The organism is Stenotrophomonas sp. S39 (genome assembly GCF_016624665.1).
GTDB lineage: Bacteria > Pseudomonadota > Gammaproteobacteria > Xanthomonadales > Xanthomonadaceae > Stenotrophomonas.
In genome coordinates this window covers 16,526-35,192 of record NZ_JACVTT010000013.1, presented here as the reverse complement: position 1 = coordinate 35,192, position 18,667 = coordinate 16,526, and the positions used below count along the sequence as shown (strand labels likewise).

Annotated in this window: 17 protein-coding genes; 5 read left to right on the top strand and 12 right to left on the bottom strand. The window is 64.2% G+C overall.

The window, feature by feature from the left end; all coding sequences use genetic code 11:
• The first annotated feature begins 265 nt into the window (after positions 1-265).
• Entirely contained in the window at positions 266-1,156 is an 891-nt protein-coding gene (locus IAE41_RS05855) for a hypothetical protein (protein ID WP_200732432.1), read from the top strand.
• 17 nt (positions 1,157-1,173) lie between these two features.
• A complete protein-coding gene (locus tag IAE41_RS05850; RefSeq protein WP_200732431.1) occupies positions 1,174-1,737 on the top strand; it encodes a hypothetical protein in 564 nt (187 codons plus the stop codon).
• 142 nt (positions 1,738-1,879) lie between these two features.
• On the opposite strand, the gene IAE41_RS05845 is transcribed toward IAE41_RS05850, so the two are convergent.
• Complete coding sequence (locus IAE41_RS05845; RefSeq protein ID WP_200732453.1) at positions 1,880-4,630, bottom strand: UvrD-helicase domain-containing protein; 2,751 nt, start codon at positions 4,628-4,630, stop codon at positions 1,880-1,882.
• A 149-nt stretch (positions 4,631-4,779) separates the two neighbouring features.
• Positions 4,780-5,769: an MDR family oxidoreductase gene (locus IAE41_RS05840; protein WP_200732430.1), complete on the bottom strand. Its 990-nt coding sequence runs from the start codon at positions 5,767-5,769 to the stop codon at positions 4,780-4,782.
• A 101-nt stretch (positions 5,770-5,870) separates the two neighbouring features.
• On the opposite strand from IAE41_RS05840, the gene IAE41_RS05835 reads away from it, so the two are divergent.
• A complete protein-coding gene (locus IAE41_RS05835) occupies positions 5,871-6,218 on the top strand; it encodes a helix-turn-helix domain-containing protein (RefSeq protein WP_108746931.1) in 348 nt (115 codons plus the stop codon).
• Between the two features lie 1,146 nt (positions 6,219-7,364).
• On the opposite strand, the gene IAE41_RS05830 is transcribed toward IAE41_RS05835, so the two are convergent.
• The gene (locus tag IAE41_RS05830; RefSeq protein ID WP_200732429.1) at positions 7,365-8,561 is read right to left on the bottom strand and encodes a PAAR domain-containing protein; all 1,197 of its coding nucleotides are present in this window, start codon (positions 8,559-8,561) and stop codon (positions 7,365-7,367) included.
• Positions 8,562-9,192: 631 nt separating this feature from the next.
• On the opposite strand from IAE41_RS05830, the gene IAE41_RS05825 reads away from it, so the two are divergent.
• Complete coding sequence (locus IAE41_RS05825) at positions 9,193-9,600, top strand: hypothetical protein (RefSeq protein WP_200732428.1); 408 nt, start codon at positions 9,193-9,195, stop codon at positions 9,598-9,600.
• On the opposite strand, the gene IAE41_RS05820 is transcribed toward IAE41_RS05825, so the two are convergent.
• Positions 9,548-9,994: a DUF805 domain-containing protein gene (locus tag IAE41_RS05820; protein WP_200732427.1), complete on the bottom strand. Its 447-nt coding sequence runs from the start codon at positions 9,992-9,994 to the stop codon at positions 9,548-9,550. The two genes, IAE41_RS05825 and IAE41_RS05820, sit on opposite strands and share 53 nt — an antisense overlap.
• A 275-nt stretch (positions 9,995-10,269) precedes the next feature.
• On the opposite strand from IAE41_RS05820, the gene IAE41_RS05815 reads away from it, so the two are divergent.
• Positions 10,270-10,725: a hypothetical protein gene (locus IAE41_RS05815; protein ID WP_079222329.1), complete on the top strand. Its 456-nt coding sequence runs from the start codon at positions 10,270-10,272 to the stop codon at positions 10,723-10,725.
• Positions 10,726-10,854: 129 nt separating this feature from the next.
• On the opposite strand, the gene IAE41_RS05810 is transcribed toward IAE41_RS05815, so the two are convergent.
• The 8 genes from IAE41_RS05810 to IAE41_RS05775 all read right to left on the bottom strand — a co-directional run bounded on the left by IAE41_RS05810 (position 10,855) and on the right by IAE41_RS05775 (position 18,655).
• The gene (locus tag IAE41_RS05810; protein ID WP_200732426.1) at positions 10,855-11,232 is read right to left on the bottom strand and encodes an EF-hand domain-containing protein; all 378 of its coding nucleotides are present in this window, start codon (positions 11,230-11,232) and stop codon (positions 10,855-10,857) included.
• A gap of 31 nt (positions 11,233-11,263) precedes the next feature.
• On the bottom strand, positions 11,264-11,650 hold the full coding sequence (locus IAE41_RS05805; RefSeq protein ID WP_200732425.1) for a hypothetical protein: 387 nt from the start codon (positions 11,648-11,650) through the stop codon (positions 11,264-11,266).
• 91 nt (positions 11,651-11,741) lie between these two features.
• Positions 11,742-13,712: a MacB family efflux pump subunit gene (locus IAE41_RS05800; RefSeq protein ID WP_234458332.1), complete on the bottom strand. Its 1,971-nt coding sequence runs from the start codon at positions 13,710-13,712 to the stop codon at positions 11,742-11,744.
• Positions 13,709-14,902, bottom strand: coding sequence for an efflux RND transporter periplasmic adaptor subunit (locus IAE41_RS05795; RefSeq protein ID WP_200732424.1), 1,194 nt, complete (start codon positions 14,900-14,902; stop codon positions 13,709-13,711). The genes IAE41_RS05800 and IAE41_RS05795 overlap by 4 nt, the downstream gene beginning before the upstream one ends.
• A gap of 126 nt (positions 14,903-15,028) precedes the next feature.
• Positions 15,029-15,781: a hypothetical protein gene (locus IAE41_RS05790; RefSeq protein ID WP_200732423.1), complete on the bottom strand. Its 753-nt coding sequence runs from the start codon at positions 15,779-15,781 to the stop codon at positions 15,029-15,031.
• A 118-nt stretch (positions 15,782-15,899) separates the two neighbouring features.
• Positions 15,900-17,240, bottom strand: a complete 1,341-nt coding sequence (locus tag IAE41_RS05785) for a HAMP domain-containing sensor histidine kinase (protein ID WP_200732422.1) — start codon at positions 17,238-17,240, stop codon at positions 15,900-15,902.
• Positions 17,240-17,914 (bottom strand): response regulator transcription factor, encoded by a 675-nt coding sequence (locus IAE41_RS05780; protein WP_200732421.1) that lies wholly within the window; start codon positions 17,912-17,914, stop codon positions 17,240-17,242. The genes IAE41_RS05785 and IAE41_RS05780 overlap by 1 nt, the downstream gene beginning before the upstream one ends.
• 93 nt (positions 17,915-18,007) lie before the next feature.
• On the bottom strand, positions 18,008-18,655 hold the full coding sequence (locus IAE41_RS05775; RefSeq protein ID WP_200732420.1) for a TetR/AcrR family transcriptional regulator: 648 nt from the start codon (positions 18,653-18,655) through the stop codon (positions 18,008-18,010).
• Positions 18,656-18,667 lie beyond the last annotated feature (12 nt).

The following is an 18,667-nucleotide window of genomic DNA, read 5'->3' as shown; positions in this document are numbered from 1 at the left end:
TAGCTCCCCCTGCAATCATCTGCTCGGATAGGCGAGATCAATGATGCTTAGAGGCCTGGGGCCATTGCAACTCGCTTGGCTCTTGCCCCCATCTACCGAGCTGAGCGCTCCGCTCGCCTGAAAATGGATGTAGGAATTTACCTACATAATGAAGGGAAAAAAACCTACGGAAACGCGGGTGCTACGATGGCACGATCTTCACATGAGTTGAACATCCTACAGAGCAGGGGGGCTTGTGACATCGCATTCCGTATCAGCATTCGAAGTGAAGGTTAAGAATCCAAAGCAGCCCGGAAAGGACAAGAATTCCGTTTTGGATGCCATCAACGTCGCAGGTAAGAAGTTCGATCTGCTAAATGTTGTTGAAGCATTTGTGAAGCTCCATACAGGAAGTCATCAAAAATTTCTGGTCAATGGAAGCAATCGCCTCATCAAGATTAGCTCTCCCAAGTTGGACAAGGTTGCACGAGAAATATCGTTCTATGTTGGGCAGGGTAGCTTTGGCATACCAAGTGACATCATTAGTTCGACCAGTTTGAAATCCACGCACAAGAAGAAGTCGGAAGAAAGTGACGTAATTGACTACTATGTCCACCTTAGGCTTCCAGCAGGCAGTAAGGCCGGCTACGCAATTCTTCACTCCATAGGAAATATCAACGTAAAGTCGTGGTTGTCAGACTACCTTGGACTTCACGTTAACAATCAGCTTGCGGCCTGCGGCTTGGTCGTTAGTCCGCTGTGTTCCAGTCTCGCGCTAAAGACCTATTTGAAAGACGCAGACGTTAGATCCATCAAGGTTTCCCATTTCGAAACGCCTGCAGGAGCGGACGTTGCCGACATCCTCACCGACGACACTATTGAAAAAACTCTGGTGCTCAAGAGGGAGGGCGGGCTTGGAAAGCTCTCCGCGTTCATCGGGAAAGGTAAGAAGAGAGATCTACTTGTGGCGATTTCTGACAAGGATTGCACGGATGTGAAGGCGGAAGTCTCCTTCAATGGCCGCTCGCGAGTCATCTCACTGGAGGGATCGAAAACTCCTAAAGCAAAATTCTACCTTCAGGAGCCGCAGATAAAGTTCAAGGACGGAGTTCCTACGCGAGAGTCAATCGCAAAATTTGCGACCGAGCTGATGGATGATCTAGACAACTCGAATTGATGAGAGGTCTGTGAGGTATGAGTGCAAAGATTAATGTGCTGGGTATCGTCAAAGCTCATCTGATGACCTTGAGAAATCACTCTGCCGGGCGAATTAGCTTGGTGGATTGGTCGGTATTCTTCATTTGTCCGCTTATTATTGGCGTGGTCGTCTATCTTTCGCTCATTCCGCTGACCGAAAGCTTGGTCGCTGCATTGATTAATGCAGCGGCCATCTTGCTTGGCCTGCTCCTGAATTTATTAGTCTTGATGTTTGATCAGCGGACCAAGGTGAAGGATCTGCTCGATAAGCTCCAGAGGCCTCAAGCAAGCGTGGATGCCAAGCGAATTCGGCACGTCGAGCTGAGGCGGAATGTCATTGATGAGTCAGTGGCGAACATATCTTTTGCTGTGCTTCTTTGCCTGTGCTCTCTAGTGAGTTTGCTTGTTTTTACAATGGCTGTGAAGAGTGGGTCCGGTAGCAGGATGGAGTCGTTTGTCTATGCCATGAACGCCTTCATATGGATAAACGTAATGCTTACCATATTGATGGTTATCAAGCGGGTGTATGCGCTGTTCAGCTCTGTTGACAGGGCGGGGTAGGTCCCTAGCCCCTTAGGTTCTTCAGGAAAAAAATAGGCGTGCTATTTATTTGAAGTGCTTCGCTTTCAGTCTGGCTCCATTTCGGAAGGCTCGCGCAAGCTCTACAATAAATTCATGAAGGGGGAGCTATGCGCGCATGATCTCATCTGCCTATTTTCCCTGGCTTGTTATGACACAACGGGTAACTAGAGCACGACCGGAACGCCCCATGCGGTCCATTCCGCTCCACAAACACCCCCACCTTGCACACCGGGCAGCGCTCCTCATTGATGACCGCGCCTGAAATCCCGGTCACCTCCACAACGCCTTCCTCAACCAGCTCATCCAGGAAGGGCGAGTGCTTGCCCTGCAGCGTGAACATCGCCACACTCCGCCGCGCACGCGTCAGCGCCACATAGAACAACCGCCGTTCCTCGCTCAGCGGGTACGTATCCCCATCCGGCATTGCCAATGAAAGCACCGGATCATCCGCGCGCAGGCTGGGGAATCCACGGTTCACCATGCCCGGCAGGATCACATAGTCCGCCTCGCGCCCCTTCGATCGATGGGCCGTAAGGAACTCAACCTCCATCGTGCTGCCAAACAACGTCTTCCAATCCGCAGGCAGCGCACTGCGATCCGCACGATAGCGGCCGAGCACGAACACCCGAACGCGCCCATCGCGCCCCGGCGGTACGGCTCCAGAAACCAACTGCTGGTGCAGCTTGGCCAGGTACTGGCGAACACCGTCCTGCACTTCCTCACGCCGCGTCATCTGGAAGGCCTGCACTACCGGCCCCATCGCCGGCGCAGCAGAACGCACCGCCTTGGCAATCTGTGCAGGATTGCGGCTGATGAAGCGGCTGGAGATATCGCACAGTTCCTGCGGGCAGCGGAAGGTCTGCTCCAGCTTCAGCACCTGGGCATGGCCCATCCATTCGCGGAACCCGGTCATCACCGAAACATCGGCACCCGCGAAGCGGTTGATCGACTGCCAGTCATCGCCCACCGCAAACAGATGGCGGCCCGGCTGGCTGACCAGCGCACGGCAGAGGCGGGCGCGGGCGCGCGAGGCGTCCTGGAATTCGTCGGCCATCACCAGGTCGTAGGGCGATTGGTAATGCCCTTGCTCCAGGATGCCGGCGGCCATGTTGAGCATGTCCTCGAAGTCGATGCCGCGCTCGTCGGCCAGCGCGTTGTCCCAGGCCTGGAAAACCGGCGCGGCGATTTCCAGGAATCGCCGATGGCGTTCCTTGAACTGGTCTTCGGGCATCTGCCGCAGGCGCGCGGCCAGATCGTCCAGCGTCAGGCAGTTGCTCTTGGCGTGGGCGATGAAGGTCCGCATCAGGCCGATCAGGTCCGCGTCCGGCATCGGCTTGGCGCCCTCGTTGGGCAGCTCACGGTCGGGGTTCGGGTCGAGCCGGACATCGGAATCGCCGAGTTTCCCGGCAAGATGTTCCAGTGCATGCCCGCTGCGCAGGCCAAACGACGTCGTTTCGACCAGCGCGGTGCCGCGCGATACGTGCTGCTGGCGTTTCCACTGCATGCCTTCGGCGTAATTGTCGAAGTGCTTCGGCGGCTGGCCGTTGGCATCCAGCGCAAAGTGCTCGTGATAGAGCGCAGCGTCCGGGTAATAGAAGTCCGGTCGGTACTGGCGGTGGGTATCGGTGGCGGTATCAAATTCGTAACGGCGCTCGTAGTCGTACGTCACGCCGTTGTAGAACAGCCAATCGGCAATGACGCACTCTTCCAGGCTCTTTACCCGCTCGCCCTGCAGGGTGCGGATGTAGGGCGTGCCGTCGCGGTCGTAGCCATCGGCCATCATCTCGGCACCGAACGGCGGAAGATCGCGCCCGAACACCAGCCGGAACATGTCCCACTGGGTGCGGAAGTGGATCGAGCGATCCTTCAGGTCGTCCACCAGCTCGGCCAGCTTGTTGAAGCCCTGCGTCGCGTCGATGGCCCACTCGGGAATGTCGGGCTTGCGCCCGGTGGCCCTGCCGATGATCGCCAGGCCCAACGCATGGAAGGTCCGCGCCTCGACCACGGTGTCGCCCATGCCGAGCCGTTCGAAGGACCGCTGCGCGCGCTCCTCCAGTTCCTTGGCGGCGTCCTTGTTGAAGGCCAGCATCACGATCCGCTCGGGCTCAACGAACCCGCGATCAATGGCATAAGCCGCCTTGGCGACCATCGTGGAGGTCTTGCCGGAGCCGGCCGAGGCGACGACCTGCACGCAGTTGTCGAAGCAGATGACCGCACGGGCCTGTTCCTCGGTCAGCGGCCTGCTTTCCACCCGGTCCAGGAAGTCCTTGGCCAGCACCAGTTCCCGCGTTGTCATGGTCGCATTGGCGTCTGCCCACACGGCGGGCCAATCCAGCTGCCAGTCGTGCAGGGCATCCAGCGCGACGCGGTGGCTGTGCGCGTGCAGATCGTCGTGCACGTCCTCATCGAGGAACAGTCGCTCAAGCTCGGCCGGCGACAGGGGCAGGGCGGGGCGCTCGGCCAGCAGGGCCTGCTGCTGCTCGTGGGTGATCCAGCGGCGGCCTGCAGTGCCCCGGTCGGTCAGGGCGTCGGCATCAGCCAGCCATGACTGGATCTGCTCCAGGATGTCCTCAAAGAGCGCCTTGCGCCCGCGCGTGGTGCGCGCAAAGAGCACCTGCTGGACAGCCGCCGAGAGCTGCGAAGCTTGGCGGTTCGGCAGACCATCCACTGACAGTGTTTGGCCGTCATCGCTCTTCAGCGCAACTCGGGCCCAGAACAGGCCAGGAAGAACCCGCACGCGTTCGTCGCCGTCCACGCGCTGCGAGTACTGCCGGCCCGCAATCAGCAGCTCGACATGTTCGCCATCCAGCCGCAGCCGCCAGTCCGGCGAGCGGGTCACACGCTGGCCCCAGCCCGAGGGGCGCCATTCCATAGACATCCAGATACTGCCTTGCGTACGTCACTGGGCGTAAAGCGCCCTTACAGCCCCATGATAAGGGGGCTTGATGCCGTGCGCAGGGCTTCCGCTCTGGCGGGCCAGCAGCCAGCGATGGCGTTGCACCACCGCTGGCGTAACAGGCGTCAGGCGTTCACGTCGACCACGATCCGCCCGCGCACCTTGCCCGGGATGATCTGCTCGTACACGTCCAGCACCTCGGCCAAGCCGATCTGCTGCACCGTGCTCTCAAGCTTCTGCGGGTCCAGGTCGGTGGCCAGGCGATCCCATGCACGCTGGCGCACGTCCTGCGGTGCGTTCACCGAATCCACGCCGGCCAGGGTGACGTTGCGCAGGATGAAAGGCAGCACCGAGCCATGCAGCGCATCGCTCTGTGCCAGGCCGCAGGCCGCTACGGCGCCGCGGTACTTGGTTTCGGCAAGCGCGTTGACCAGGGTCGGGCCGCCGGCCACGTCCACCACGCCAGCCCAGCGCTCGGCGCTGATCGGCTTCTTGCGCGGCTCGGAAAGCTCCCCGCGGTCGATGATCTCCGCCGCGCCCAGGCTGTGCAGGTACTCAGCATGTTCCGGGCGTCCAGTCGCGGCCACCACGCGGTAGCCCAACTTGGACAAAATGGCCACGGCAATCGAGCCCACGCCGCCATTGGCGCCGGTGACCAGCACATCGCCCTTTTCCGGGGTCACGCCCGCGTCTTCCAATGCCAGCACGCACAGCATGGCGGTATAGCCGGCGGTGCCGATGGCCATGGCATCGCGGGTGGTCAGGTTGCCGGGAATCCTGTTCAGCCACTCACCCCGCACGCGGGCGCGCTGGGCCAGGCCGCCGTGGTGGCCCATGCTCAGATCCCAGCCATTGAGCACCACGCGATCACCGGCCTTGAAACCGGCATTGCTGGATTCCAGCACCACGCCGGAAAGGTCGATGCCGGGAATGAGAGGGAATTTCTGGATGACCGGGCGCTCGTTGGTCAGCGCCAGCGCGTCCTTGTAGTTGAGGGTCGAATAATCAACCTGCACCAGGACATCGCCGTCCATCAGGTCGGCTTCGTCAAAATCCACCAGTTCGGTGGAAACACGGTCGTTGGTCTTGCTGGAAAGGAGAGCCTTGAACTTCATGAAGCGCCTCACGTTCAGTGGATGGCCCCATGCTAGGCTCGCACCGTGATCGCAACAAGAACGACGATTTTTCGTAGGTACTATGGTTTTCCGGAGTATGTATGCGCAGCAAGCGTTGGGATGGCAAGAGCGGGTGCGCGGTTGAGGTCACGCTGTCGGTGATGGGCGGCGTGTGGAAACCGGTCATCCTGTTTCACCTGATGAAGCGCAAGCGGCGTTTCATGGAATTGACGCGGCTGGTGCCCAACGCCACGCAATCGATGCTGACCAGCCAGTTGCGTGAACTGGAGGCGGACGGCGTGCTGATCCGCCATGTGTACCCGGAAGTGCCGCCGAAGGTGGAATACGAACTTTCCGAATTCGGGCGTTCGCTGGTGCCGGTGCTGCTGGCAATGCGCGAGTGGGGCGAAACTTATCGCGGTTACCAGAGTACGCGTGGGGACAGTTGAAGGTTGGGAGCCTGGTGAGGTTCCTGCTGCAACGGTCTATATGGCTGAGCTCCTCTCATCAGGGAGGTGGCGAGGATGGGGGCACGTCCCCGCAGGTCACCACGATAGGCTTCAATTCGCGATCATTGGCGGATTGATGTAGGTGAAAGCAAGCTCTGAATACACGCATCTTTCCCACAGCCCCATTGTCTGGGTTGTCTGGTGTATATCCGGAGAGGACCACCTGGTAGTACGCGCCAGCCTGCAGCGGCGGGGCAGGGGTGGGTCCGGACCCATAGGGCATGCACTGGTCAGGTGGGAGTGCAGGTTCGGGAACATGCTCGTCCATGAAGACCCGTTCCCACATCGGGTAGAGACCCTGCCCAGCAGCGCTTACTCCGATGGAAGCAATCTCAGGCGGCTCGGATCGATTCTCGCGGGTGTCGGGAACGCCAAAGCACAGCCTGCCGTCGGACGTGCTGACTGTGGCTTTCTGGTAGCGCCCTGGCGGTGGTGAGCAGCTGGCGGCCAGCGGTAGCAGCAACGCGCAGAGGAGCCATGACAGTCTGATCATCGTGTCGCTCTTGGAAGGTGCACTTTTCGCCATACGGCCATTCAGCTGCATCGGTTCAGTGCGCTACTCGCTGCACCACGCGAATCACTGGGCCTCCACTCATGAGGGGGGCAGCGAAGATGTGGGTACATTGCCGCATACCACCATGACAGGCTCCAAGCGGGTGGTGTCGGCGTATTGACGGAGATGGAAACAGGAGATGAAGGAACGCATCTCTCCCTCACCCTCATTTTCTGGGTTGCCCGGTGTATACCCGGAGAGAGCCACCTCGTAGTACGTTCCCACCTGTAGTGGCGGAGCAGCGGACGATACAGACGCATAAGGGATGCACTGGTGAGGGGGCAGGACGAGCTTGGGGATGCTCTCATCCACGAATATGCGTTCCCACAGCGGGTAAAGGCCGTTCCCAACTTCGCTCACAGCGATTGAGACGATCTCAGGAGGCGCGGACCGCGTTTCGCGCGTGTCGGGAACGCCAAAGCACAGTCTGCCGTCGGACGTGCTGACCGTAGCCTGCTGATAGCGTCCGGGCGGTGGTGAGCAGCTGGCCACAAGCGGCATCAGTAACGCGCAGAATAGCCATGATTGCTTGATCATCGTGTCGTCCTTGGAAGATTGCGTTTGTCGCCAGGCGATGAGAGGAACTGCGCGAGGGTACGGTTCAAGTTGGCACGAATGTCGAGCATTGCCTGATCCGTAGCTCGGTTCCTCTTGCTGTGCGAATCACGGAAGGTAGCGAGGAAGTAGTCTGCGAGAATGTCGCCTTGCGCTTCCATATTGTAGTCGCGCAGTAGGCGAACCTCGTCAAGCTGATATCTGTAGCTCATGTTCGGCCGTGGACCCCGAGTTAGCTTTATGTTGTAGCCAAGCTGATACTGCCAGGCATGCGTCATTTCATGGATGAAGAGTTTCTGGAGGTCCAGGTTTTCACGAGAGAAGTCATCTCTATACAGGTCTTTTGGGAAATAGATCTCGCCATTGGGCGCAACCACAGTGTTATCCGGTTGCATCCCAACCAGCATCCAGTAGCCATGGTTGTGAATTCTCACCAGGCTGTAGTCAATCGCATCGCCGAATACCAGCTGTGCCATCTCGATCTCGCCTTGTGTCAAGCGGCGTTCATGGCTTGGCACCTGCACCGGTACGATCGACGTTCCCAAGGTGTCAGAGGTGGTGATCACACCGTCAACTTCAAAAATCTCTACATCATCGATCCCGGCCAACACAGTGCGTTCGCAACAGCCGCTCGTGGTACTGGGTGGGCGCAACTCCCCGCGCACCACTGCCACGCTTTCCCGGGTTGATACACGTGAGGTCTCGCCCAGCGCGCTGGTGATGCCGGAGAAGGTCTGGCCATCCGCCAGGTGGAGCGTGTAGGGAAGCTCACGCAACGGCATGCCCTGTGAGCCGGTGAAACGGATGGCCTGGTCGAACTGAAGGTGGCGGCCGCTGTCCAGCGGCGTTGCAGCAGGCTGCGTACTGGCTGAGTTGCGGCTGGCAGTTTCGCCCGTGGTGGCCGTATTGGATACATACACCCGGAGTTGCTGGCTGGACATCACCCTGCAGCCACACGCGAGCGCGCATCCGTCCAGCGCAACGGGCTGGCCATCGATGATGATCGTGCTGTCGCCTTCAACAATCGAGAACACCCCTTTGTGCATCTGCGGGCACGTGGCCTTGTCACCCACGCGTGCAACGCCCATGCCCTCGATGTCGGTTCGGTTCGACGCGGTGATTACACGCCCTCCGCTGGAGGTCGGGTCTCCCATCACAATCCAGTTCCGTGCCATGAATCGCTTCCATTGCTGATCGGCCGGGAGAATCCGATGCGATTCGGAATGGATTCGAGTGTCTTTTGCGACATTCCCGCTGGAACCGCACTGCAACGGGCGATTGCGGATTCTCTGGAGGCGCAGGCCTGCTCTCTGATGCCGGATCCGCAGGGTGTTCAGGGGTCGATTGCGACACCTGATCTGTTCCGACGTGAGCGGCTTATGGGGAAAAGGTGAGTCAGGTGTGTCGCGTTCGGCCTTCCCGCATACACAGTGGCATGCCATCTGCAGGCGAACGTTCCCGCCCCATCGGGTGCGTTTGATGGATAACTCGCCACCGCATGACGCAAGTGCCATGACTGCACGCGAACGCGGCATTTCCCTACTTTTCATCCGCGAACGAGTACGCCAATCATCGCCTCGCCAAGGCATTCGCCCTGGCCGGGATTGGCGTCCCGAACTTACGTAGTACACGGCGTCGTTGTTGCGGTCGAACCTGCAGTCACGACAATGCACCTTCTGCCAGTCCATGGCGGACGGTGTGTGGGGGTCTCAGGACCCGCCGGCTTTCGTACTACGTATCCGGCACGGCAACCCGCACCGTCCGCCACCTTGCATCTGCAGGTGGCCACACCGTGAGGTTGCCGTCATGCCTGACCGTCTTCCCGATTATCCCCGCCTGCACGCGCTACTCGGCGCTGCCCTGCGCGATCTTCCCAACACCCTCGCAGAGAAGCTCGAGGATGCCCTCTGCGACTCTGCCGAGCGCGCCGTACCTTCCACATTCCTTGCGCACTTGAAGGGCCACGGCGCGAACCTGCGTGCCGATGGTGAACCCTGGACCGAAACCCGCCTCAGCCCCGGGCGCGCCTTTGAGATGGCCCTGGCCACCCGCAGCGCTTCGGGCATTACCGCACTGACTGCCGTGCTGCACGCGGCGCATGTGGCGCGGGAGAGCGAGACCCCGGATGGCTACCCTTCGGCCGCTGTGGTGGAGGGCCTGTTCAACGCCTGCCAGGTGTTGTCGCTGCAGGTGGAGCGCTGCCTGGTGCCTTGAGGCTCAACCCGGGCAGCGAACGGGTCTGCGCGGCGCGTTCCGGGCCGAATCGGTTGTCATCGCCGGTTCCCGGCAGCAGCATCACCGGGAACAGGACGAACACGCCCAACGGTACGAAAACGATTACCGCATACCAGCCTGACTCGTCGATGTCGTGCAGCCGGCGCACGATCGCGGCCAGGGTCGGGATGAACAGCAACACGGCTGCCGCCATGCCCAGCAACCAGCCGGCGGCAGCCAGTCTGTAGGCGTTCTCCCCATGGGGCAGCTCGATCAGGGCGTTGCATGCGCCGAATACCGCGAGTACGAACAGCAGGTACGACCAGAACTCCGTGCGGTCACAGCGGCCTGAGAAATCGAAGTAGCGCCTGAGCGGCTCGAACGGGGGAAGCATCGGTGGTCGGCTCAATCCAATGGGGCAATCAGGTGTCCGCGCCATGGCATGGGCGGGGCATTCCTTTGCTGCGGTGGGCGAGAGCGCCACCGGCAGTTCCTGGCTGCTGTGTTAGCAGCCGGCCCTTGAGCGCATCCTGAATCGCCAGGCCTGTTTCCATGCTGCGGTGCCGCCGCAGCGTGCAGCGCGCGCGTAACCGGGGCCTCACGCAGTCTTTGCAACTCCGCGTCGAGCCATTGCTAAGTTCGCTGGGTATCCACTCCAGGAACTCTGCAATGACCCGGAAGTCCCCGCTTGTCCTGTTCTGCCTTTGCCTGGCCCCGGCGTTGGCCTTCGCCCAGTCTGACCGCCAGGTGGCCGAAGACATGGTCACCCGCGCCGCCAATGTCTGCCCCGGCCACAGCACTGAACGCACTACGCCGACCGTGAAGAAGGTGCCGGTGGGTGCGCTGCGGGTGATGCTTGATCGCGGCCTGGTGATGTGCCCGGACCGCCGCCTTGATGCCACTGCCCCAGCGGTGTTCTATGGCCGCGTGGGGGTGTTTGGCTGGAACCCGGAAGTGCCGGCGGCGGCGACGGTGGTGGTTGCGAAGATCGACCAGATGACCCGCAAGGATGAGTACCCGGTGGAGACGCTGGTGTGGGATGCCAAGGGCACCGCGCTGACCCAGCAGACGGTGCCGGCGTTTGAACCGCGGCCGGGTGCGGCGGTGTTGTACAAGGTGCGTTGATTCATCAGCGCTCTAGGGCCGGTAGATGCCCACCTTGGTGGGCGCTTCGGTTTGCGCGCGCGGTGACGGAATCGTGCCCACCACGGTGGGCACCTGCCAGAGCGATGTGAGGGCGCATCCGCCACGGCGCTACTTCGCTGGCGTGTCCGCCGTCTGTGCGGCCACCATCGCCTGCTGCATCTCCTTCAGCGAGAGATAGCCGTCGCCATCGGTATCCAGGCCGGCGAAGTACTTGGCGATCTCCGGCACGACGGCCGCTTCCTGCTTGCTGATCTTTCCGTCCTTGTTGGTGTCCATTTCCTTGAACGCGGCGTCGATGGAATCGGCCTGCTTGCTGAAGCGCGCCTGCTGGTATTTCGCGTACTCGGCCTTGTCGATGCGGCCGTCGCCGTTGCTGTCCATGGCGGCGAAACTCGAATCAATGTAAGCCTGCTTCGGATCATTGATGGCGGCGTGGCCAAGCAGCGGCGCGGCGCAGAGGGCAATCAGTAGAGCGGTCTTGTTCATGCGGTGGTTTCCTTGAAGGCTGCGGGGCAGTTCAGCGGCAGGGATGGCTGTAGCCGTCCGAGCCACGGTAGGTGTCGTTGCGGCGGTCGTAGTTGCCGTAGCGGCTCATGCAGTAATCGGCGCGCTCACGGTTCTCGCGTTCACGCTTGGCGGCGGCCGCGATGACGCCGGCCACCACGGCCGCGCCCACCACACCCACCACCACGCCCTTGGCCTTGGCATCGTCACGGCGGTCGCGTTCCCGTTCGCGCTCACGGCGCTCGCGTTCATCGCGCTGGCGGTCTTCGTAGCCACGGTCCCATCCGGCGCGGTAGCCATCGCGGTGCTGCGCCTGCGCCGGGCCGGCATAGGGCAGCAGCACCAGAAACTGCACGGCGGCCGCCAGCAGCCATGCGCTGCGTCCTGTCTTCTCAACCATCGTTCCGCTCCTGTGCGGCTGTGTCGGTAGGGTCAGTACAGCGCGCGGACATTGCGCGAACCTGCCGTCACTGCAGCGTTCTGCATGCCGTTCAGCGGACCAGGGCTTCCACCGGGTCGAGCTGTGCGGCACGGCGTGCCGGCAGGAAGCCGAAGCCGATGCCGATCAGGCTGCTGCAGGCGAACGCGGCCAGGATCGAGGCGGAGGAGAACACCAGGCTGAAGCCGATATCGGCCAAGGCCAGCACCGCACCCAGGGCCAGTGCCACGCCGATGCCCAGCACGCCACCGAGCAGGCACACCAGCACCGATTCGATGAGGAACTGCTGCAGGATGTCGCTGCGCCGGGCACCCACGGCCATGCGCACGCCGATCTCGCGCGTCCGTTCGGTCACCGAGACGAGCATGATGTTCATCACGCCGATGCCGCCCACTACCAGCGCGATGGCGGCGATGGCGCTGATCATCAACGTCAGGATGCGCGTGGTCTGTTCGATGGACTGGCGGATCTGCGCGTTGTTGCTCATGTAGAAGTCCGCGCGGCCATGGCGGCGCGCCAGCAGCCGGCTGATCGAGGCCTCCGCTGCCTGCATGCCCACCGCATCGGAGACGCGGACGGTGATGTTGGATACGTGGCTCTGCCCCAGCATGCGGGCCATGGCGGTGGTGTAGGGCACCCAGACCTGCAGCAGTGAAGCGTCACCCGCGGCGCCGGCTTCCTTCTTGACCACGCCCACCACCCGCACCGGCACGTTGCCCAGCAGCAGGCTCTGGCCGATGGGATCCTCCTGGGCGGCGAAGAAGCGTGCGCGCGTGTTGGCGTCGATCACCGCCACCTGCTGGTGGCCGGCCACGGCAGGCTGGCCGAAGAAGCGGCCGGCGCCCAGCTTCAGCCCGTGCACGCGGAAGTACTGCTCGCTGACACCCTGGATCTGCACGTTTGCTGCACGATTGCCACGCTGTGCGGTGCCGCTGCTGGCCACGCCGGGCGTCGCGCTGTCCACGAAGGGCTGGCCGGCCAGGGCAACGCTGTCGCCCGGGGTCAGTGTTTCCACCTGCGCGGCGTGTACATCGCCGAAGCCCGAGCCGGGGTAGATCTCGATGGTGTTGGTGCCCAGCGAGGCGATGTTGGACAGGATGGCCTGGCGTGCACCGGTGCCCAGCGCCACCACCGACACCACCGAGGCGATGCCGATGATGATGCCGAGCATGGTGAGGAAGGTGCGCATGCGGTGTGCGTTCATCGCGCGCAGGGCCATGCGGAAGGCTTCGGTGAAGCGGTCGCGCAGCGCCTGCCAGCCGCTGCCCTCGCTGCGCGCCTGCAGGACGGCACTCGTGCTGGTACTGGCGGCCAAGGCAGCTGCGGTGGGGCGGTCATCCACGATGCGCCCATCGCGGATCTCGATGATGCGCTGGGCGTGCTCGGCCACGGCCATGTCATGGGTCACCAGCACCACGGTGTGGCCTTCGGCGTGCAGGTCACCGAGGATCTTCATCACCTCCTTGCCGGACTGCGTATCCAGTGCGCCGGTGGGCTCGTCGGCGAAGATCACCGCGCCACCGTTCATCAGCGCACGGGCGATGGACACACGCTGCTGCTGGCCGCCGGACAGCTCGCCGGGCAGGTGCTGCATGCGCTCGCCCAGGCCCAGCCGCTGCAGCAGCGCCTGCGCGCGGCGGTGGCGCTCGGCCGCTGGCTGGCCGGCATAGATGGCCGGCACTTCGACGTTGCCCAGCGCGGTGAGGTCGGTCAGCAGGTGGTAGCGCTGGAAGATGAAGCCGAAGTGCTCGCGGCGCAGTTCGGCCAGTTCATCCGGCGTCATCTGCGCGGTCTCGCGGCCGGCAATGCAGTAGGTGCCGGCCGAGGGCCGGTCCAGGCAGCCGAGGATGTTCATCAGCGTGGATTTGCCCGAGCCGGACTGGCCGACGATGGCCACCAGTTCGCCCGCGCGGATGTCCAGGTCGATGCCATCGAGCACCACCAGGGTATGCTCGCCTGCGGCGAACTCGCGGCGGATGCCGCGCACGCGCAGCAGCGCACCGTCCATCGCGGCGTCGGTCATGGCTGTGCAGCGCCCGTGGCAGCGGCGGCATCGGCAGTCTGTGCCAGCACCACCTGTTCGCCTTGCTGCAGGCCACTGCGCACCTCTACGTTGATCTGGTCATCCAGCCCGGTGGTGATGCGCCGCGCGGCTGGCCGGCCATCGGCGCCACGGACCTGCACGCTGTAGCTGCCATCGGCTGCCCGTGCGCCCAGGGCGGCCGATGGGATGGTCAACACCCCCTTGGCACGGCCGAGCACGATGCGCACCTGTGCGGTCATGTAGCTGCGCAGGCGGCCATCGGCGTTGTCCACGTCGAACTGGCCGTTGTAGTACATGGCGGTGCGGCTAGCACCAGCCGACGCGCCGGGCGCGGCGAAGCCGGAGGTGTCTTCGTTGGTGATCGATTCCGGCGCCGGTGCGATGTCGCGCAGCGTGCTGCTGTAGCGCCGGCCGCTGTCGCCGAGGATGGTGAAGTACGCCTCCTGGCCCAGGGCGGTGTGCACCACGTCGGCCTCGGAGATTTCAGCGTAGACGGTCATCACGTCCTGGTTGCCCAGCATCACGATGGTCGGCGCGCTCTGCACGGCGTTGACGGTCTGCCCCTGGCGGGCGACCACGGCCAGCACGGTGCCGTCGGTGGGGGCAGTGATGCGCGTGTAGCCCAGGTTGGTCTGTGCCACGTCCACATCAGTCTGCCGTTGCACCACTTCGCCATCGAGCGCAGCGACCTGTTCGCGGGTGGCGTCGACCTTGGTTTTCGCTGCATCGTAGTCGGCACGCGCCACCAGTTGGCGGGCGACCAGTGCCTGCTGGCGCTGCAGGGTCAGCTGGTACTGGCGCAGGTCGGCAGCCAGGGCATCGCGGTTGGCGCGGGCGCTGCGCTGTGCGGCCTGGGCGCTCTGCAGCGCGTTGCGCTGGGTACGCGAATCGATCTCGGCAATCAGGTCGCCGGCCTTCACTCTGTCGCCCAGCTTCACGTGCAGGGTTTCGATGCGGCCGGAAACCTGTGCACCCACGCTCACCAGGCGCGAGGGCTTCAGGGTGCCGGTGGCTTCGACCACCTGTTCGATATCGCCGCGTTGAACGGGCGACACCTCCAGTTCCGGTGGTGCGGCCGGCATCAGCCAGAGCACGGCCAGGGCCAGCAGGCATACGCCAGCGGCGGCGGCGATCCACAGGCGGCGACGGGTGCGGGGTGCGGCGCTCATGGGCGCGTTGCCCGTTGTGCGGTGAACATCGGAAATCCTTGCAGGAATGACGGGCGTGCCTGTGCGTGCAGGCAGGGCCGAGTCTCGATGTCCTGGATTGCGCCAACCTTGCGGCGCCGGGCCTGCTCAGTGGCTGCCGACCTGCAGCGCCACGGCAAAAGCCGCGCACAGGCTGCCCAGCACCAGCAACAGATGCCCTGTGATGCGGTGCGTGCCGGCACGCAGCTGTACGGCCACCGATACGCCGATGCAGGCCGCGCCCGCCAGCAACGCGGCGCGCGCGGGCAGGGACAACAGCACCGCCTGAGCGGCCAGGGTGGCAGCCAACAGCGTGGCCGTGGCCACATGCAGCGGCCGCTGCCAGGGGCGATGGCGGCCGTATGCAGTGAGCCATGCGTTGAGCAGCAGCAGGGCCGCGCTGGCGCCGAGCAGGGTGTTGGCACCCGGGGCCGCGACCGTTGCGAACGGCAGCAGGCTGGTCCACGACAGCAGCGCCGGGGCAGGGGCTTCCAGCCTTTGTGGCCACGGTGAAGACGTTCCGGTGCGGGCCTGTGACCACGCGGCCATGGCATGCAGCGTGGCGTGCGTCGCCACCAACAGCAGTGTGGCCGCCGCCAGCGCTGCACCTGCGTGCAGTGCAACGAACACCACCAGGGCGGCGCCGGGCAGGGCCATGAACAGTGCGCCGAACAGTCGCGCCAGTGCGATCGGCCGCGCCGGCTCCGGCAGGTCACGCAGCCAGCGCGGCCAGTGTGCCAGCCCGCGCAGGCGGCGCGGTTGCGGGTGCCGGTTCCAGGCGGCGACGGTCAGCGAAGTGGCCGCGGCGCCCGGTTCGGATCGGGGCGTGTTCTTCGGCGGTGCAGCGGCGGCCTGCGGCATGGGCGTCCTTTCAGTACGGAACAGGGACGCGCACAGGCGCCCTGCGCCCGATACTGCGCAGCCAACATTGCCGCAAGCTTGCCGGCGCGTGCCGCACGCGCGCGCAGACAGGTGGCAGTCACGCCGCCGGCGGGTTCGCACCGGGGTGCGGCGGAAACTCCACGCGGATCAACGCGCCGCCACCGGGCGCGTCGAGAATCGTGACCTGGCCACCGTGGCGTTCCACCACCTGCCGCACCAGATTCAGGCCCAGGCCCGCGCCACTCTGCCGGGGGCGCAGGCGCTGGAAAGGCTCGAAAACGCGTTCGCGTTCGGCCACCGGTATGCCGGGGCCATCATCTTCCACTTCCAGGCAGCTGCCCTGCACACGCACGATCACGTTGCGGCCACCGTGTTCGGCCGCGTTCAAGACCAGGTTGGAGATCACCCGCTCGATCGCGCCGGCTTCGCCCAGCACCGGGTAATGCTGCTCCACCGACACCGCGACCGTGCGCTCGGACTGGATCAGCAGTGGCGCCAGGTCGGCCACCGCGCGCTTGGCCACACGCGCAAGGTTCAGCGTCTCCTTGGGCCCGTCTTCGTCCATGCGGTGCAGGTCCAGCAGCTGCTCGGCCAGCGTGGCCAGGCGCGCTACTTCCAGGGCCAGGCTGTGCGAGGTGGCATCGTCGGCGGCGTCCAGCTTCACCCGCAGGATCGCGATGGGCGTGCGCAGTTCGTGGGCGGCCGCGGCAATGAAGCGGCGCTGGCGTTCGTGGCCTTCATCCAGCCGGTCCAGCGCGTCGTTCACCGCGTTCACCAGCGGTGCGATCTCCACGGGTACCGCCGTGGCGGTGAGGCGGATGCCGCGGTGGTTGGCGGAAATCTTCCCGGCCTCGGCGGCGATGCGCTCCACGCCGGCCAGCGCGCGGCGCACGATGATCGGCGTCAGCACGATGGTCACCAGCGCCAGCAGCAGGAAGATCGGCACGGTGATGATGTGCGCGGCCAGCGCCATCTGCCAGGTGAGGGTATCCACTTCGCCATGGGCCATGATCGTCAGCTTGCCCGCCGGGCCGGTGTGCTGGCGTACCACCACCGCCAGGCCGTCGCCGCGTTCGCGCCCGCGCAGGTCTCCGTAGGGAATGCCGTCCAGCAGCCCCACCAGTGAGGCGTAGGCAGGCGGCACGTTGCCGAAGGTCACGTGGTGGCCGCTGTCATCCTGGGCGATGAACCAGGCGCCCGGGGCGATCTTCAGTTCTTCGGCCAGCTCCGGTGTGTTCTTCACGAACAGCCTGCCGCTGGCATCGCGATGCACGGCATCGGCGGCCACCGGCGCGAAGGTCTGGATGGTGTAGTAGCCACCGCTGTCCACGCGCACCAGCACCATCAGCAGCACGAAGAACGCCAGCAGCAGGGCCAGCAGGTGGAAGATCAGCGGCTTGATGATCAGCGGCCACTTCAGCGAAGGACGCCGCGCCATTACTTGATTTCCCGCATCAGGTAGCCGACGCCGCGGATGGCGTGGATCTCCACGCCGGCATCGGCCTCGGCCAGCTTGCGGCGCAGGCGCGAGACGTGCGAATCGAGGGTGTTGGAGTGCACGCCATCATCGAAGCCGTACACCGCCATCTCGATGGATTCGCGCAGCACGGTGCGGCCGATGCGCCGCGCCAGCGCGGCCAGGACGCGGATCTCGCGTCGCGGCAGGTCCAGCCGCTCGCCGCCCACGCGGGTTTCGCCGGACACCGGGTCGAAGCTCAGGCGGCCGACGGTGACAGTCTCGGCGTTGAGGCCGCTGGGGCGGCGGCCGACGGCGCGGATGCGGGCGAACAGTTCCTCCAGCGCAAAGGGCTTGGCCAGGTAATCGTCGGCACCTTCATCCAGCCCGGCCACGCGGTCGGGCAGCCGGCCCAGCGCACTGAGCACGATGATGGGTACGCCGGGGTTGTGCTGGCGCAGCAGGGCGATCAGGGCCAGGCCATCGCCGTCGGGCAGGGTGCGGTCCAGCAGCACCAGGTCGTGCAGCCCGCAGAGCGCCGCCTCGCGGGCCATCGCCAGGGTGCCGGCCAGATCCACCACGTGGCGCTCGCGCTGCAGCGCGCCTTTCAGCGTGGCGGCCAGTTCGGCTTCGTCTTCGATCAGCAGGATATGCATCGGCGGTACGGCGGGGCAGATGGGAAACGGCGGTGCCGCACCGTATTACAGGAACATTGCGTGAACATGGCGTGGCCCGATGCCGTGTGGGATTTACCCCGGCGGCAGGGCCGGGGCGGTGTATGGCGTGCCGGCCAGTGCCGCCAGGACCCCGGTCGTGCCGCGCACGATCAGCTGCAGCATGGCCTCCTGGGGTTCCTCGTTCGAGGCCAACGCCTGCAACCCGCGCTGGTAGGCGGCCACGACCACGCCCATCAGCATGCCCGCGCCCAGGCGGGCCTCGGCATCATCGGGCGCACGGCCTGCGGCAGTGGCCATCAGCAGGGCCAGATCATCGGTCAGTTGCGCCTGCAGGCGCCGCCCGTGGTCGGCCAGCACGGGGCTGTCGGCCACGGTGGCCCAGAACGCGGCGGCGCCGGGGTGGATGCGCAGCAGGGGGTGGCCACTGTGCAGCAGCTCGCGCAGCAGGGTGTTGAAGGCGGCCAGCGGGGTCAGGCCGGCATGCGCATGCATGCCCTCACGCAGCAGCTGCCGTGCTTCTTCGTCGCGGTCGAAGACCAGGTGTTCCTTGCTGGCGAAGTAGTTGAACACCGTCTTGCGCGATACCCCGGCGGCCTCGGCGATCTCGGCCATCGACACGGCCTCGAAGCCGCGCTCGATGATCAGGCGCGTGGCCACATCGGAAATGGCTTGCCGGGTTTCGGCCTTGCGTTGCTCGCGGCGGCCAGCAGGTGGGCTCATGACGGGTTCACA

Bases quoted from the DNA above. Each gene is read 5' to 3' on its own strand.
- IAE41_RS05850 (WP_200732431.1), top strand. From the start codon at position 1,174: ATGAGTGCAAAGATTAATGTGCTGGGTATCGTCAAAGCTCATCTGATG.
- IAE41_RS05845 (WP_200732453.1), bottom strand. From the start codon at position 4,630: ATGGAATGGCGCCCCTCGGGCTGGGGCCAGCGTGTGACCCGCTCGCCG.
- IAE41_RS05840 (WP_200732430.1), bottom strand. From the start codon at position 5,769: ATGAAGTTCAAGGCTCTCCTTTCCAGCAAGACCAACGACCGTGTTTCC.
- IAE41_RS05835 (WP_108746931.1), top strand. From the start codon at position 5,871: ATGCGCAGCAAGCGTTGGGATGGCAAGAGCGGGTGCGCGGTTGAGGTC.
- IAE41_RS05830 (WP_200732429.1), bottom strand. From the start codon at position 8,561: ATGGCACGGAACTGGATTGTGATGGGAGACCCGACCTCCAGCGGAGGG.
- IAE41_RS05825 (WP_200732428.1), top strand. From the start codon at position 9,193: ATGCCTGACCGTCTTCCCGATTATCCCCGCCTGCACGCGCTACTCGGC.
- IAE41_RS05820 (WP_200732427.1), bottom strand. From the start codon at position 9,994: ATGCTTCCCCCGTTCGAGCCGCTCAGGCGCTACTTCGATTTCTCAGGC.
- IAE41_RS05815 (WP_079222329.1), top strand. From the start codon at position 10,270: ATGACCCGGAAGTCCCCGCTTGTCCTGTTCTGCCTTTGCCTGGCCCCG.
- IAE41_RS05810 (WP_200732426.1), bottom strand. From the start codon at position 11,232: ATGAACAAGACCGCTCTACTGATTGCCCTCTGCGCCGCGCCGCTGCTT.
- IAE41_RS05805 (WP_200732425.1), bottom strand. From the start codon at position 11,650: ATGGTTGAGAAGACAGGACGCAGCGCATGGCTGCTGGCGGCCGCCGTG.
- IAE41_RS05800 (WP_234458332.1), bottom strand. From the start codon at position 13,712: ATGACCGACGCCGCGATGGACGGTGCGCTGCTGCGCGTGCGCGGCATC.
- IAE41_RS05795 (WP_200732424.1), bottom strand. From the start codon at position 14,902: ATGAGCGCCGCACCCCGCACCCGTCGCCGCCTGTGGATCGCCGCCGCC.
- IAE41_RS05790 (WP_200732423.1), bottom strand. From the start codon at position 15,781: ATGCCGCAGGCCGCCGCTGCACCGCCGAAGAACACGCCCCGATCCGAA.
- IAE41_RS05785 (WP_200732422.1), bottom strand. From the start codon at position 17,240: ATGGCGCGGCGTCCTTCGCTGAAGTGGCCGCTGATCATCAAGCCGCTG.
- IAE41_RS05780 (WP_200732421.1), bottom strand. From the start codon at position 17,914: ATGCATATCCTGCTGATCGAAGACGAAGCCGAACTGGCCGCCACGCTG.
- IAE41_RS05775 (WP_200732420.1), bottom strand. From the start codon at position 18,655: ATGAGCCCACCTGCTGGCCGCCGCGAGCAACGCAAGGCCGAAACCCGG.